This is a genomic window from Escherichia sp. E2562 (genome assembly GCF_005781075.1).
Taxonomy (GTDB): Bacteria; Pseudomonadota; Gammaproteobacteria; order Enterobacterales; family Enterobacteriaceae; genus Escherichia.
The window spans coordinates 196,582-213,583 of the sequence record NZ_VATM01000001.1; the positions used below are offsets into that span (position 1 = coordinate 196,582).

The 17,002-nt window shown below is 52.7% G+C and carries 10 protein-coding genes; all 10 read right to left on the reverse strand.

What is annotated here, in order from left to right:
* Positions 1-2: 2 nt before the first annotated feature.
* A complete protein-coding gene (gene gspG / locus FEK43_RS00895) occupies positions 3-458 on the reverse strand; it encodes a type II secretion system major pseudopilin GspG (RefSeq protein ID WP_001087289.1) in 456 nt (151 codons plus the stop codon).
* Between the two features lie 16 nt (positions 459-474).
* Complete coding sequence (gene gspF / locus FEK43_RS00900) at positions 475-1,698, reverse strand: type II secretion system inner membrane protein GspF (RefSeq protein ID WP_135407837.1); 1,224 nt, start codon at positions 1,696-1,698, stop codon at positions 475-477.
* Positions 1,698-3,191, reverse strand: coding sequence for a type II secretion system ATPase GspE (gspE, locus tag FEK43_RS00905; RefSeq protein ID WP_000249355.1), 1,494 nt, complete (start codon positions 3,189-3,191; stop codon positions 1,698-1,700). The genes gspF and gspE overlap by 1 nt, the downstream gene beginning before the upstream one ends.
* Entirely contained in the window at positions 3,191-5,251 is a 2,061-nt protein-coding gene (gspD, locus tag FEK43_RS00910; protein WP_135407840.1) for a type II secretion system secretin GspD, read from the reverse strand. Before gspD ends, gspE begins: the two co-directional genes overlap by 1 nt.
* Positions 5,252-5,280: 29 nt before the next feature.
* Entirely contained in the window at positions 5,281-6,240 is a 960-nt protein-coding gene (gene gspC / locus FEK43_RS00915) for a type II secretion system protein GspC (protein ID WP_135407842.1), read from the reverse strand.
* Positions 6,241-6,255: 15 nt separating this feature from the next.
* On the reverse strand, positions 6,256-6,666 hold the full coding sequence (gene gspS2, locus FEK43_RS00920) for a type II secretion system pilot lipoprotein GspS-beta (RefSeq protein ID WP_001324279.1): 411 nt from the start codon (positions 6,664-6,666) through the stop codon (positions 6,256-6,258).
* 65 nt (positions 6,667-6,731) lie between these two features.
* Positions 6,732-7,541: a prepilin peptidase PppA gene (gene pppA / locus FEK43_RS00925; RefSeq protein ID WP_135407845.1), complete on the reverse strand. Its 810-nt coding sequence runs from the start codon at positions 7,539-7,541 to the stop codon at positions 6,732-6,734.
* Between the two features lie 192 nt (positions 7,542-7,733).
* Positions 7,734-12,293, reverse strand: coding sequence for a lipoprotein metalloprotease SslE (gene sslE / locus FEK43_RS00935; RefSeq protein WP_135407847.1), 4,560 nt, complete (start codon positions 12,291-12,293; stop codon positions 7,734-7,736).
* A gap of 495 nt (positions 12,294-12,788) precedes the next feature.
* On the reverse strand, positions 12,789-14,471 hold the full coding sequence (glcA, locus tag FEK43_RS00940) for a glycolate permease GlcA (protein WP_130207997.1): 1,683 nt from the start codon (positions 14,469-14,471) through the stop codon (positions 12,789-12,791).
* Positions 14,472-14,826: 355 nt separating this feature from the next.
* Complete coding sequence (gene glcB, locus FEK43_RS00945) at positions 14,827-16,998, reverse strand: malate synthase G (RefSeq protein ID WP_135407849.1); 2,172 nt, start codon at positions 16,996-16,998, stop codon at positions 14,827-14,829.
* Positions 16,999-17,002 lie beyond the last annotated feature (4 nt).

Genomic DNA, 17,002 nt, shown 5'->3' on the forward strand with positions numbered 1-17,002 from the left:
GATTACTGAAACTCCTGCAAATTCCAGTTACCGATATCTGCGCCAGCGCCTTCCCCGTTTTCCTGACCATCCGCCCCCAGGGTGTAAACATCAAACAGTCCTTTTTCACCCGGGCTGAGATACTGATAATCATTGCCCCACGGATCCTTTGGCAGTCGTTTAATGTATCCACCGGTACGGTAGTTGCGGGCGTCAGCCATATTGGCTGGTTGCTGGATCAGTGCCTCAAGCCCCTGCTCGGTAGTCGGATAACGCCCGTTATCCAGTCGGTACATATCCAGCGCGTTTTCCAGCGCCACGATATCGCTGATGGCTTTTTGCCGATCTGCTTTCTCTTTGTTGCCCAACAGGTTAGGCACCACCAGACTTGCCAGGACGCCAAGAATAACAATCACCACCATCACTTCCAGCAGGGTAAAACCTGCCCGTGGTTTTTGCGTGCGGGATAACGAATTCATGTGATAACTCCGTAAATTACATTCCAACCATATTGTTCAGTTGCAGCATCGGTTCGAGGATGGCGATGACGATAAACAGCACCACGCCCGCCATCATCACCACCAGCGCAGGTTCAAACAGTCCTAACGCCAGCCCCACCTGGGTATCAAATTCCCGTTCCTGGTTGACCGCGGCCTGTTCAAGCATGGTTTCCAGTTCGCCACTCTGTTCACCGGAGGCGATCATGTACAGCATCATCGGCGGGAACAGGCGCAACTCCGCCAGCGCAGCGCGCAGACTGCTTCCTTCGCGGACGCGATCTGCCGCCAGCAGCAGTTGTTGTTCGACATAGCGATTTGCCGACACGGCGGCAGCGGTCTGAATGCCTTCCAGTAGCGGTACACTGCTGGCGGTGAGGATGCTTAAGGTGCGGGAAAAACGCGCCGTATTCAGCCCGCGAGCGACACGCCCCGTCACGGGCAGGCGCAGCAAGGTTTTATCCCAGCGCAGGCGCATAGCGGGATTTTTAAGTAGCCGTTGCCCCAGCACCAGAAGCCCCAGCAAACCTACCAGCCAGTAAACGCCGCTGGCCTGTAACGCGTCGCTCATAGCGATGAGCATTCGGGTGGAGGCGGGCAGCGCGTGTCCGAGATGATCAAACTGTTCGATAATTTTCGGCACCACTGCCGTCAGCAAAATAGTGACCACGCCCGTTGCCACCACCAGCAGTACCAACGGATAGAGCATGGCCTGCAGCAGGCGTGATTTCAGGCGCTGCCGCTGTTCGGTGTAATCCGCAAGGCGATTGAGCACCACGTCGAGATGCCCGGATTTTTCTCCGGCGGCTACCATCGAACAAAACAGGGAGTCAAAGACGCGGGGATGTTCGCGCAGGCTGTCCGACAGGGTATAACCCTCCTGAATCCGGCTGCGCAGCGCCATTCCGAGGCTTTTCACATGCAGTTTTTCACTTTGCTCACTGACCGCCTGTAAGCAGGTTTCCAGCGGCATTGCTGCCTGCACCAGCGTTGCCAGTTGGCGCGTGAACAGCGCCAAATCTGCCGCCGCCACACGACGATGTGCGTGTCGCCGACGCTGCAACATACCCCCTGACGAAGCATTCATCCGTGCTTCAATGTGCACGGGAATAAGCTCTTTAGCGCGCAACAACTGGCGGGCATGACGCGCGGAATCCGCCTCAATCATGCCTTTGGTTTTGCGACCATTACGCTCCAGCGCCTGATAGTAAAACAGTGCCATTACGCCTCCATCGTGACCCGCAGAACTTCATCGAGAGAGGTTTCTCCGGCGAGCACTTTCTCAATGCCATTGCTGCGGATACCCGCAGAGTGTTGCCGGACATAACGTTCCAGCTCCAGTTCCCCGGCCTGACGGTGGATCAAATCACGCAATGTGGCGTCTACCACGATCAGCTCATGGATGGCGGTACGTCCGCGAAAACCTTTGTGATTACAGGCGGGGCAGCCCTGCGGATGGTACAGAGTGACAGTACGCGCGTCGGTAATCCCCAGCAGGCGTTTTTCTTCGTCAGTGGCAGGCGCAGCCTGGCGGCAGTCGGGACACAGAGTGCGGACCAGTCGCTGCGCCATCACGCCCGTCAGACTGGAAGAGAGCAGGAAAGGCTCCACGCCCATATCCTGCAAACGCGTAATCGCCCCCACCGCCGTGTTGGTATGCAGCGTGGAAAGTACCAGGTGCCCGGTCAATGACGCCTGAACGGCGATTTCTGCGGTTTCGGTATCGCGGATCTCACCGACCATCACCACATCCGGGTCCTGACGCAAAATCGCGCGCAGGCCACGGGCGAAGGTCATACCGACGCGGGTGTTGACCTGCGTCTGACCGATCCCTTCAATCATGTATTCGATGGGGTCTTCAACCGTGAGAATGTTGCGCGAGTGGTTGTTCAGCTCCTGCAATCCGGCGTACAGCGTGGTGCTTTTGCCGGAACCCGTCGGCCCCGTCACCAGAAAGATGCCGTGCGGTTTGTGTAACAGCTGGCGCAACTGCACTGTCAGTTGCTGACTTAAACCCAGACGCTCCAGCGTCAGGCGGGCCTGGTTTTTGTCCAGCAGTCGCAGCACCACGCGCTCGCCCCAAGCGGAAGGCATGGTGGAGACACGCACGTCAATCGCCCGACCGCCCAGCAGCAGTGCAATACGTCCATCCTGCGGTACGCGCTTTTCGGCGATATCCAGCCGCGCCATTACCTTAATACGCGATACCAGCAGCGAGGCCAGTTTGCGCCCCGGGCGCAGCATTTCATGTAATGTGCCGTCAACACGAAAACGGATCACCAGACTCTTTTCAAACGTCTCGATGTGGATATCCGAAGCGCCTTCTTTAATCGCCTCTGCCAGCATGGCGTTGATCAGTTTGATGATCGGCGCATCGTCGTCACTTTCCAGCAGATCTTCCGTTTCTGGCAGTTCTTCAGCGAGGGTAAAGAAGTCTTCGGCGGAACCGAGATCTTCCATCAGCTGGCGGGCCTCGGAAGAGTCCCGCTGCCAGACCGCATTCAGCCGCTGTTCAAATTCGGCCTCGTCGATTTGCCGCAGCGTAAAGGGCGCGTTCAGCCCCCGCTGCAGCTCCTGCAAAACAGAGAGCGACAGCGGATGGACGTGGAGGATCTCCAGCGACGCTTCGCACCATGCCACCAGGCTAAACCGACGGCTGAAACTGTAGGGCAGACGCACGGTGTTAGCGGTGGTTTCCTGTGCTACAGGCACCATTAACGCGTTCTCCCGGCGTTGAGGAACGCGCGAACTTCCGGCGGTAGAGCCTGGTTTTGCGCTGGCAGCACCGGCTGCGCGGTGTGCGGCATCAGGCTTAAGCCTTGCTCATCGCGATAGATCTGCTCGGCGCGCATATAGTTATATTTGCGCTGCGACACGCCGTCTGCCGCCATACCGTCACGCAGAATGGTCGGGCGGATAAACACCATCAGGTTACGTTTTTCTTTTTTATCCGCCGTCGATTTAAACAGGTTACCAATCAACGGGATATCGCCAAGCAGCGGCACCTTCGCCACGCTTTCTCCCGCCTGGTCGTCCATCAGGCCGCCAAGCACGATCAGCTCGCCATCATTAGCCAGCACGGTAGTTTTCAGTTTGCGCTCGCCAAACACGACGTCGAGGCTGGTCTGTCCTTCCACCTTCGAGACTTCCTGCTCAATCACCATCTGTACCGCGTTACCTTCGTTAATCTGCGGCGTGACTTTCAGCATGATGCCGACTTTTTTCCTCTCTACCGTGTTGAAAGGATTGCTGTTATTGGAGCCAACGGTAGAGCCGGTTAATACCGGAACGTCCTGGCCCACCATGAAGAAGGCTTCCTGGTTGTCCAGCGTGGTGATGCTCGGCGTGGAGAGGACGTTCGAGCTGGAGTCGTTTTTAACCGCCTGTACCAGCGCCATCCAGTCGCCTTTCACCACGCCAACCGCCGTACCGCTAAAGCCGGAAAGTAGCTGGGCGAGCGTGGAGAGATCGCCGTTGGTATCCGGGTTAATGGTGGTGGCACCGTTTTCGCTGATCACCGTCGAGCCTTTCTGCGGTTTCGCCTGAGAAATCGCTGCCCCCAGCGTGCCGATAGGGATCTGCGTACCGTTGGCAAACTGCATTAATCCGGCATCTTTCGACGCCCACTGCACGCCGAAGTTGATATTGCTGCCTTCGGCAACTTCCACGATCAACGCCTCGACATGCACCTGAGCACGGCGAATATCCAGTTGTTCAATCACGCTTTGCAGCGACTGCATGATGTCCTGCGGCGCGGTAACAATCAGGGCATTACTGTGTTTGCTGGCGGCGATGGAGACAACCTCACGCCCGCTACCGACCGTGCCTTCCGCCTCTTCTTTAGCCGCCGTGAGCGTGCCGCTGACCTGCTTCAGCACATCGACCAGATCTTCCGCTTTGCTGTATTTGAGATAGAACACCTGGCTGTTGCCGCTACGCTCCATTTCTGAATCCAGCCGACGGATCAGGCGGCGCATTTTGTCTCGCGTGGCGGGGTCACCGCTGACAATCACACTGTTGGTGCGTTCGTCGGCGACAATTTGAGATTTCAGCGTCACAGGCTGGTTCTCGCCGCTATTTTTGGTCAGGCTTTCCAGCACGCGGGCGATTTCCGAAGCCGAGGCGTTATCCAGCGGAATCACCTCTTCAGTGCGATTACCCGCATGATCCACACGCTGGATCACTTCCGTCAGGCGCTCCACGACGGAGGCACGTCCGGTGAGCATAATTACGTTGGAGGGATCGTAATTGACGACGTTGCCGGACCCCGCACTGTCGATCATCTGGCGCAAAATCGGCGCCAGCTCGCGGACCGAAACATTGCGTACCGGCACTACTTTGGTGACCATTTCATCGCCCGCGTAGTTGTCGCTGCCTTCACCGACCAGCGGCAGCGGCTCGACTTTCGCGGCACTGGATTTCACCACCTTCAGCACGTCGTTTTCCATCGGTACGACGGCATACCCCTGTGCTTCCAGCAGGTTAAGGAATAGCTGGTAATACTGACGTTCATTGAGCGGGGTCATGGTGCGAATACTCACTTTCCCCTGTACGCCCGGCCCCATAATGATGGTCTTATTAAGGTTAGCGCCGACGGTTTCGATGAACGATTTCAGGTCGGTATCTTTAAAATTAGCGGTGAAAGTGGCTTCTTCCGCCCAGACCGGTGAACTACATAATGCCGCTGCCAGCACCAGCGGCAGTAAACGCTTTTTTGTTTTGAGGCCAGTTGTCTTCTTACGCCAGACCGACAACGTAATATCACGCCAAAACACGATGAATGATTCTCCTGGATTAAATGCGGTTAGCGCAGCGCGATGGAAATGTCGTAGCGCGCACCCTTGCGTAAAACCGTAAGTTGAATGGAATCCATTGAAGGTAACTGCCGCATCAGAGCAATCATTGCTCGTGGATCAGTGAAATCCTGCTGATTTAGCGCAATGGCGATATCGCCTTCCTTGAAGCCGCTGGCATCGAACAGAGAACGATCTGCCCCCGGTTTCACTGCATAACCGACAATCCCCTCCTTACGCACAGGCGTAAGCTGGATATAGTTAAAAATTTTCTGCGGATCTTTCGCCAGCGCCTGACGCACGGCAGCCGGGATCTCAGCGGGCGCACTGACAGCAGGCTCAGCAACAGCTTGCTTTGCTTCGTCACTGGCGGCTTTTTTGTTGGTCACGGCTACGGTGGAACGCTCCTCTTCAGCCAGACTCAGGCGCTCTATTTTTCCCTGATAGCGCAGCATCACATGGTCGCGGTTGATTTCCTCAATCACCGCGTTGTGAGAACCAAGCCGTTCGCCCTGCAAATAAACCTGTTGTTTGCCGCCTTCTTCAATAACCGCGCCGGGTCTGGCACCAAAGGCGATCCCACGCAGCACCACATTAAGACGCGTTTCTGCCACAGGCGCAGGTTCGGGTTGTTTTACCGGTGCGGCGACGGGCTGATATTTGCCAAACCAGTTTTGTTGGCTGATTAATTGCACGTCATTTTTATCGAACGGTTTTGCATCCGCACGTGCCGGTTTATTCGCCGATGAAGAAGCCGATGTATATTCCGCAGAAAAGGAGATATAGCGCCAGAGTGAATGCGCCATTTTTGCAGAAATAATAAGCAGCATCAGCCAGAACATCCCGCGTGCAATTTTGCGCAGGTGCTCTTTGTCTGTATTAAGAGATTGTCTCTGGCTAAGTGTGTGACGAATTTTTGTCAGCCATTGAATGAGATAAATTCGTGCGTCACGAAAAACAACCCGCGCCAATTTATATACCCGACGTTATGCTTTGACTATTCCACAGGTGGTACGATCCAGTTTCCGCTGATACTGGTTACCTGTGCGTGTATCATTAATCGTTATGCTGTAATTAATTCCCTCGGTGATCATTAATTTCACCGTCGGATCAGCGCACATTTGTCGTTGGTAGCTGGTTAAAAAGGCGTCAGGCGTCTGCGTGGTCTGAGTACCCGCTTCGCTGATAATGGTCATTTTTACCGTCGTGCCGCTACTTTGCGCCAGCACTAGGGTATATCCCGCAGATTTAATCGGCAGGTTTTGGCTGATATTTTGCGCCTGTTTTTTCGCCAGTAAACTGGCATTTTCATTATGGCTGGCGCAGCCACTTAATAATCCTGTAACGCTCAACAATAGCGATATTAATACCCTCCCTGGCATTTGTTTTATCGACATGGTAAATAATCTCTAAGGTTATTAATAAGAGTTAAAATGTCACTTCGATAATGACATGGTTATCATTAAAACAATGCCTGTAGATAAAGTGTTGCTATACCGCCCAGACTTAAACACGGTCCAAAAGGCAGTGTGGTTGATCCTCTTTTTGTAATAACGGCATATATCAGGCCGCAGCATGAGGCGATTAAAGCAACATTGGGCAGCGACAACGGCCCCACCCAACTACCTAACGCAGCGAACAATAATACATCGCCCATGCCTAATGCTTCTTTACGCAGAACTATTCCGGCTATCCAGCGCAGGGAGTAAAAAGTGATAAACCCCACCAGTACGCCGGTGACTGCGTCTTGTAGCGTTAACGGACTCTGTTGCGCCCATGCCGCAATCAGCCCGGTCCACAATACGCCCTGAGTAAAAACATCGGGCAGCCATTGGTGATCGAGGTCGATGATGCTCGCGGCAATCAGCCAGGCGGATAATATCATCACCGCCAGCCCCCATCCACTTTCCGGCCACACCTGACTCGCAAGCAAAAAAGCGAGTGCCGTCAATAACTCGACCAGCGGATAACGCTTGCTGATTTTCGCCTGACAGTCGCGGCAGCGCCCTTTGAGCATCAGCCAGGAGAGCAGCGGAATGTTGTCACGTATCCGGATGGTCTGCTGGCAATGCGGACAGTGCGAACGCGGCAGCGCAAGGCTTATTTTTGACTGCGCACTCGGCATTTCACCGTGAAACTCCGCCATTTGTTGGCGCAGCATGATAGGGTAACGCCAAATCACCACATTCAAAAAACTGCCGATGATCAATCCTCCGACGGTTGCCAGGACGGGCATCGCCGCGGGGTATTGCTGAAAAACATCAAAAAGCATGGTTAAAGGTTATTTGTTGTAACTTGCCGGATGCGGCGTGAACTCCTTATCCGACCTACAGGTGTCTGCCAACGTAAATAATCGCGGCTTTCCCTCCAGGCCCGATAAGCTGGCGCATCGGGCAAATGTGTTAACCCGGTGCGCCTTATTTCATGCCGGATGCGGCGTGAACGCCTTATCCGGCATACAGGCTTACTCGGCAGACATCTTATGCTCGGTAACCTTGTTAATGGTTTCCGGCCCTTGCTGCGGTTTCGGCAGATCAAGCGACGCCAGCGTCTTGTAAGCCGACTGGCTCACACCGCCCTCGAAGTTCATCTCGCTCGCTCCCGGCAACTGGTAAGCATTCGCGCCCGGATTCCATTTCTTAAAGAACTCCGAAAGATCCGTCTGAGCGACCCAGGATGCACACAGCATCAGCTTGTCGGCAGCGTTACCGTTGGATTCGGCACAGTAATTTCTTTCGCCAAACTTGGTTTTGCCAACATCATCGCCGCGTGCTTTACGGTGCATCAACTGGAACAGGTTCCAGCCTTTCATCCCTTCACGATCGCTGTAGAACTTAGGCAGGTCACCTTCTGGATACCACTGTTTGATATCAAAGTTTTTCTCTGCCCACTCTTTCAGCTGCGCGTACATCAGCAGACGGTCACCCGCACCGCCGCGCGCCCATGCCTGACCGTTGCTCTCGTCCAGATATTCCGGCGCGACGGTAATATCGTCAGCGACACGGTTCATCTTGCCGAGATAGCGATCCTGCATGTACAGCGCCAGCACGTTGTTCGCTACTTCAGTTGCGCCCGGTACAGTCAGTGGTGTTTCTGCAGCGTTGTGCCCTACTTCGTGCCAGATCAGCCAGTCGTTCAGCGGCGTCGTCGGCAGCGTGGTGCTGTTCGTCGAGAAGCTGCTGTTCATTACCGGATAACCAGAGTGCGCATCACCAATGGAGATCTGCACATCGTTGGCGAAACGATGTTTGTGGCCCGTCAAGTTTTTATAGGTAAACATCCGGTGCTTACCGCTTTCGCCATCACGTCCGTAGAAGTCATTCATTGAGCTGGCAAAGGTATCCAGTTCCTTAGCGAATTGTTTTACGCCACCCGTGAAATTGCTGGCATTCAGGTTCTTCTTCGGCGTGGTATAGACGAACGACGCAGACTCCAGTTCGCCCAGCGGCGCAGGGGAGTTCAGATCGTTTTTCCATTCGCCGTCTTTATAGAACGGCGCTTTTACCACACCGGTAAAGGTGAAGTTGGCTGACTCATTCTTTGAGCTGTTGCCCTTGATATAAATCAGACCACCGTAAGGCACCGTAAACTTCACCGTACCATTAGCATTCAGAGTATACGTTTTAGTCACTCTTGGCGGACGATTCAGCGCGACTTCATGCTTCTCACGTCCGGTCAGGTCGTCAGCCAGCGCCACGGTGACAGTCACAGGAACGTCCGCCGTAGACTCAATGGTGACCTCTTTCTGAGCCGGAGCCCACAGACCAGTAGACTGCATATTCCCCGCAAACCATTTGGTCGGATTCGAGTACAGGCTGATGGTTTCAGTAACATTCTCACCCTCTGCCGATACCGCCCCCGGATACTTCTCGACATCAACCTTAATGTTCAGATCCCACCAGGAACGGCCCAGCATCAGGCGCGTCAGCGGTTTTTCCATATAGTTGAGCGGATAGCTCGGGTTCATCATGCCCGCTTTGCCGCTACTTTCACCGTAGATCATCTTGTTATCGACAAGCGATTGTTTCAGCTCTGCGGAGCACTGCGTGCCTTTGGTGTAAGCATTGTTGGCGTAGCAGTTCAGGAACTCGGTGAACGTTTTAAAGCCCAGCTCGTCATCCTTGTCGTTTTCATAGCGGTATTCTGTATCGTTCCACAGCCAGACCGACATGTTCTGGTACAGACGTTCCAGATCGACGCTGTTCAGACGCTCACCTTTGCGACCATTGGTCCGGAAGTAGAGCTCATGCTGATACAGGCGCTGAATGTTGGTGCCTAAATCCGCAGCCTGCACCATCGCTTTCGCGGTGTCGGCGTCAAGATTCAGTTGCGTATAGCGCGGAACAAACATGCCAGTATTATTCTCTGGCGTTACAGGAACTCCCGTGCCCGGGCGGTATTCCAGACAGTTGACCTCATAGTGATATGCCGGGTCCTTACATTCCTTTAATCCAGGAAACGCCTCAAAGATTTTTGCCTTTGCCGCCTCCAGAGACTCTTTTGTTTTAAACTCCGCCTCATCGATAAAGGCATAGCGTTTGACCTGTTTGCCATCGACATCTTCCTGCCAGCTGGCAACTTCCAGTTTCGGTTTCTTATCAGGTTTGTTATCAATCTGATATTTCCAGGTAACTTTTCCTGTTTGGGAATCAATGGTGTACGGCAGTTCACCTTCCACAACCGGATAACGTTCATAAACCCAAATGCCAGTCGCTCGACGCTGGCGCACGCGGTCTGGATAACCCTGCGGATCGGTATTCACCACCGATTTGTTAAGCGCCATCGACAGACCTGCGGCATCAAGCAGACGTACAAAGCCTGATGCGCTCTCTTCCTTAAGATTGCTCATCACATTTTCCATGATCAGCACCGATCCGCCTTTGTTCAGATAGGCGATCAGATCCGTCACATCCTGCTGGGTCAGCTTCGGTTTGCTGGTATCTGCACGCAGAGGCACTGCATAGGGATCGCCAGACCACTGAGTCACATACTCAAAGCCATTGAGGATCAGCAGAGGAACTTCATCTGGATTCAGATTGCCATAACTGGTCAACGGTTTAACCGTGATACCTGCGAAATCCTTATGGAAAGCAAACGGAGCACTATTTCCTAATACCTGACCCGCTTTTTTGAAATAAACCGTATCCAGGTTAGTGCCCACGGTCATACTGCTCTTCGCATCCGGCAGCCAGCGTTCATTTGACAGATAGCGCAGTACGTTCTCCATGAAGTTCTTCATGTCGTCCGGATCGCTGTCGAGCGTACACTGTCCGTCTTTATTAACGCTCCCGTTCCAGCTGTAACCGTTCGGGCAACGTAAAATGCTGTTGTAGTGCGGGTTACCGATAACCATCAGTTTGCCCTCACCGACTTGCCCCAGCGAAATAAACGGCAGGTTGAAGGTCGCGGTATCGCGCGTGACGTTTTCTGGCACCACAAGAGAAGGCGCTTCCGTAATGTACGCCAGCTCGTTTTTATCCCAGGCGCGTTTTTCGCCAAACGCCAGCCAGTAGTTTTTATCATTACGCGCCATCAGAATCGGGAACGCCGCGTTGGAGATATTCACCACTGCCTGACCGCGCGCATTACCGGTGCTGCCATAGAAGTTGGTGGAGTCATGGAAAACATGGAACTTGCTGACAGATTTGTAGCTCTGATCCACGCCCCACAGCTTGTTGATAACGCCCTGAATCTGACCTTCATTAATGCTGCGCGTCGTCAGCGAGAACCAGCGAGCCTCGTTACAGCCGTCGGTTTTCGCACAAATCGCGGTATCGATCTCTTTGGCCTGACCCGTCTTAAACTGCTCGATAAATTCGTTTGGCAGCACAACGTTTTGATCGCCTTCATCCAGCGTCGCGCCATTGGACAACGAGAGATTGATAATCTCGTTGATCACGTTGGGATATTCGGCAAAGACCTTGCGTACATCGTCCGGAACAACACGGGTATTATTTTGCCCGGTCGTCGAATAACGATGAATAAGCTGATCAATATTCGCGCCGCGAACTTCGTCACCCAGCTCAGTCAACGCAATGGTCGACTTATTGCCGCGTACTGAGCCCAGTTCAAAGGTGTCGATACCAAAGGAGATGGTTTCGCCCCAGCTGAAGTTGAATTTGCCGTTTTCGCCAGTCACGCCACGGCCTGAGCTGGTGTAGTAATTTACGCCAACCACACCATTGCCCATGCTATCTACCAGTCGGCCTTCGGAGAGAATGATTTCCGTAGGTTGATACTGATAAAACTGTTCCGCGTTAGCCGACACGAAGGAAGCGTTCAGATCCGGTTTTGTTCCCGGTGTGGTGACTGGCACAACCGGTGAAGTATGAGTGGATGGAGCTTTATCAGTCGCGGCATTGTTTTCCACCTCTTCATTGACCAGCTTTTTGAACTCTTCCGGTGCCAGATCGATTTGCTTATACAGCGAGTCGAAGCGTTTACTCTCGATCACCGAGGAGAACGTCAGGCAAACCTGTTCTGTATCCGCCGGACAACTGTTCATGGAGGTTACCAGCGAGAGCGCATTGCTTTTCTTGTCATCAGACCCCGCCAGTTCTTGCGCATCCTCAAGGCTAAACGACACTTTTTCAACCGCACGCAAGCTACGCGCAGATTCTGACTGAGTGTTGAAGGTGGCAATTGTCGTGTTACCCGCCACGCAAGTAACGTTCTCGCCAGGTGTAAAAGTAAAGCCGTCGCTGGATTCACCATTACATTTAGCACCGATTACCCGCTGGCTTCCGCCCAGGGTCAGATAACCTGTTTTCGTAGGAACAGGTTCTGGCTCCGGTTCTGGCGTTGGCTCTGGCTCAGGTGTCGGGTCCGGAGTAGGTTCAGGCTCCGGCGTCGGCTCCGGGGTTGGCGTTGGATCGGGTTTCACTTCCGGCAAAGACCCGGTTCCAGAATCTACAGGCGGGTTATCGGAGGAAGAACCTGAACCGCCGCCATCACAACCGGTTAATAAGGTTGCGCTTAAAATAGCCGCTAAAAGCGATTTTTTATATTTAAATTTCTTATTCATTAATAACGCAAGTGACAAAATATAGTTAAAAAATTCGTAACTGGGGAAATAGTTTTATGTTTTACCTTCTCTAGTAACTTCCTCCATTCTTAAGAAAACTGCATTATTGATAACGAAACAGGTGAAATTTATAAGAATATCCCCTATTCGATGTCAGACGGGGTATTTATAAAATGATTCAACAAACAAAAAAGTAACAATTATTCACAATGTAACTATCCCAAGTTGTTGATAGTTTTAACGATTGCGATTGCAAAAGCAACAGATAGCACGGTGTTTGCTCATCAAGCGAACACAATTAATACAGACTTGTTTTGCGTGACAAAAAAATAGATATTCTCACTCCCTTAATTATTTAGCGAGTTATCTGAACACGAAATATTATTTATGCATGGATAATAAACAACGAAATGATTTTACAATTATTTAGTCAGGATAATGAAACGTGAGTAGAAAGAAGCCGGATGATATTGACGATCATCCGGCATTATTGACTTACGAAACTAACATTCCGGTAAACACATATGCCTGCAGCAGGGTGATAATGCCGATAACGCTGGCAAAAATCAGACTGTGCTTCACGGTGTAGCGGAACAGTTCAGATTCTCGGCCCACCATGCCCGTCGCGGCGCAGGCCACGGCGATAGATTGCGGGGAGATCATCTTGCCAGTTACGCCGCCGCTGGTATTTGCTGCCACCAGCAGAGTGTCAGAGACGTTGATTTGCTGCGCCGTGGTTGATTGTAGTGAACCAAACAGAGCGTTCGAGGAGGTGTCCGAGCCGGTAAGGAATACCCCCAGCCAGCCGAGGAATGGCGAAAAGAACGGGAACATCACACCAGTACCCGCCAGTACCAGCGCCAGTGTGGTAGACATACCGGAATAGTTGGTCACGAAGGCAAATGCCAGCACCATGCCAATCGACAGTATCGGCCACTTCAGGCTAATTAGCGTTTCGGCAAAGACACTAATACCTTTCTTGATCCCCACGCCGAGGATGAAGATAGAGATAATCGCTGCAATGAAAATAGCGGTGCCGCCAGCAGAGAGCGGGTCGAATTTAAACACCGCGTCCATTGGCGTCGGCTGGGCGACAATGGGGGCCGCTTTCAAGACTTGTTGATGCAAATGAGGGATCTGGAAATTAATCACCAGCGAATAAAACGCACCGCCCGGAGCAAATAACGCTTTAAACGGCTTCATGGTCCAGATGGTGACCAGCACCGTTAAGATTAAAAACGGTGACCACGCACGAATGATTTGCCCCAGACTATATTCTGAAGGCACGGGACCGCCAGAAGACGGTTTATTCACCACCATCGCACCTGCGGATTGCCCCATGCTGATTGCCGTTTCGGTATTTTTCGGTCGCCAGACTTTAAGGAATAAAGACAGTGAGACGATACTCACCAGCGCCGAAGTAATATCCGGCAGCTCAGGACCAATGTAGTTAGAAGTAAAGAACTGGGTAACCGCAAAGCTACCACCCGCAACCAGCGCCGCTGGCCACGTCTCTTTCACCCCTTTCCAGCCATCCATCATCGCCACCAGCCAGAACGGCACCAGCACCGACAGGAACGGCAACTGACGTCCCGCCATTGCACCAATGTGGAACGGATCGATTCCGGTCACCTGACCGGCGACCAGTATCGGCACGCCCAACGCACCAAACGCCACCGGCGCAGTGTTAGCAATCAGACACAGCCCCGCCGCGTATAACGGTTTGAAGCCCAGGCCCACCAGCAATGCCCCTGTAATTGCCACCGGTGCGCCAAAGCCTGCCGCCCCTTCCAGCAACGCGCCAAAGGAGAAACCAATCAGTAACACCTGCAAACGCTGATCGTCGGTGATGGAGATAACCGAGCTGCGGATAATATCGAACTGACCGCTGGCAACGGTTAATTTATACAGGAAAACCGCCGCGACAATAATCCAGGCAATTGGCCATAATCCATAAATAAAGCCATAGCCCGCAGCAGCAAATGCCATATCAATCGGCATTTTAAAGGCGAATATCGCAATCAGGATAGATAATATAAGGGTTATTGCTCCAGCGACATGCCCTTTCAGACGTAATACCGCAAGTGCAACGAAGAAGAATATTATTGGGATCAGGGCAACCAGAGCGGATAGCCCCAGTCCTCCCATCGGCATATACATTTGGGTCCAGGTAACCATATTGTTCAGTCTCTTATTATCTTTATATGCTTGATATGATTAAGGTTGTAATAAGCAAAAGAGGACTGAACTGTAAAATATAGGCGTTATACTTTACAGCAACAGTACGCTGCTAACGCAATTGCTACCTCTGGCATAACAAGTATATCGGGTAAGGGTTTCTGTTCCGCACACGCAGGTGCAGAGTATCGTTAAGATGTCCATATTGTTGTTTTAGGCCCGCTAGTAATGCGCTGCGGGTATTTAATTTTGTTAAACCCTGATAATCGCTCCGGTTATTTCCGGGATAAATGTACTACCGCAGTTACTATAATAGCCCCGACAATAAAACTTGCCGGGGCTTTTTTTGACGCTATTAATGACTTTCTTTTTCGCGTAAACGCCAGGCGTGTAATAACGGTTCGGTATAACCGTTTGGCTGTTTCACGCCGAGGAAGATCAAATCGCTGGCAGCTTTAAAGGCACACGAGTTAGCGAAATTCCCCGCCATCGGACGATAAGCCAGATCGCCAGCGTTTTGCTGATCAACCACTTTCGCCATATTCTCCAGCGACGCCTGCACCTGCTCTTTGGTCAGAATGCCGTGGCGTAACCAGTTGGCAATATGCTGGCTGGAGATGCGCAGCGTTGCACGGTCTTCCATCAGCGCCACGTTGTGAATATCCGGCACTTTTGAACAACCAATCCCCTGCTCCACCCAACGCACCACGTAGCCCAGAATTCCCTGCACGTTGTTATCCAGCTCTTGTTGGATCTCTTGCGCCGACCAGTTAGCATTTTCAGCAACCGGAATGGTCAGCAGATCGTCCAGCAGCGGTTCAAATTCAGCATTGAACTCGGTCTGAGCAATGTTGGCTTGCACGCTCTGCACGTTGGTTTGGTGGTAGTGCAGCGCATGGAGCGTAGCGGCAGTTGGCGACGGAACCCAGGCCGTGTTTGCCCCGGCACGTAACTGGTCGCCCTTCTGGCTGTACATGTCTGCCATCAGGTCCGGCATTGCCCACATGCCTTTGCCGATTTGCGCTTTACCGCGCAGCCCGCAGAACAGACCGGAAAGCACGTTATTGCGCTCGTAGGCTTTGATCCACGGCGTCGATTTCATCTGGTTTTTACGCAGCATCGGGCCAGCTTCCATCACCGAATGCATCTCATCGCCAGTACGGTCGAGGAAACCGGTATTGATGAACGCCACGCGGTTGCGCGCCTGAGCGATACAGCTACGCAAGTTCAGCGAGGTCCGGCGTTCTTCATCCATAATGCCCATTTTCAGGGTATTCGGTGCCATACCGAGCATTGCCTCAACGCGGGTAAACAGTTTGTTGGCGAACGCCACTTCCTGCGGACCGTGCATTTTCGGTTTCACAATATAGACGCTGCCAGTGCGCGAGTTTTTCTGCACTTTTAAATCATAGAGGGCAATCGCGCCAGTCATGACGCCATCAAGAATGCCTTCCGGAATTTCATTGCCTTCGCTGTCCCAAATCACAGGAATGGTCATTAAATGACCCACGTTGCGGATAAACAGCAGCGAGCGCCCGTGCAGAGAAATTTCAGAGCCATCGGCGGCGGTGTACTGACGATCGTCATTCAGTTTACGCACGATTTGCCGACCGTTTTTCTCCATTTTCTCTTGCAGAGTCCCCTGCATCAGGCCCAGCAGGTTGCGGTACAGCAGGATTTTATCTTCCGCATCAACCGCAGCGACCGAATCTTCACAGTCGAGAATGGTACTGATGGCGGCTTCAACGATAACGTCGTTGATGTGCGCCGGATCGTCTTTGCCAATTCGCCCGTTGGCATCGATTTGCAGCTCAATATGCAGGCCGTTATTTTTCAGCAAAATGCAGGTCGGCGCAGCGGCATTGCCACGGTAACCGACAAACTGTGCCGGAGTACGTAACGTGGTTTCTTTACCATTTTTCAACTGGATACGTAATTGTTTGTCGACCACCTTAAACGCCACGACATCCTGATAGCTGCCGTTTTCCAGCGGTAGTGATTCATCGAGGAAATGCCGAACCCAGGCGATAACCTGCTCACCGCGCTGCGGATCGTAGCCGCTGACCATCGCCCCTTCCTGCGGGATGATGTCGCTGCCGTATAACGCGTCATACAGTGAGCCCCAGCGAGCGTTTGCCGCGTTCAGCGCGTAGCGGGCGTTCATCGCCGGAACCACCAGCTGTGGCCCCGCCTGACTGGTGATTTCGCTATCGATGCCCGTGGTTTCCACCGTAACGTGGTCAGGCTGCGGCACGAGATAGCCCAGTTCACGCAGGAAAGATTTATAAGCCGCTTTGTCTTTTACCGGCCCCGGATTGCTGCGATGCCATTCGTCCAGCGCCGCCTGAATGCGATCGCGCTCTGCCAGTAATTGACGATTTTCTGGCGCCAGATCGTGAACGATCTCATCAAAATTGCGCCAGAACGCCGCAGCGTCCAGCCCTGTTCCCGGTAAAACTTCTTCATCCACAAAACGTTTAAAATTGGCGTCAATGCGTAAACGGCCCTGGGTTATGGTTTGACTCATTGTT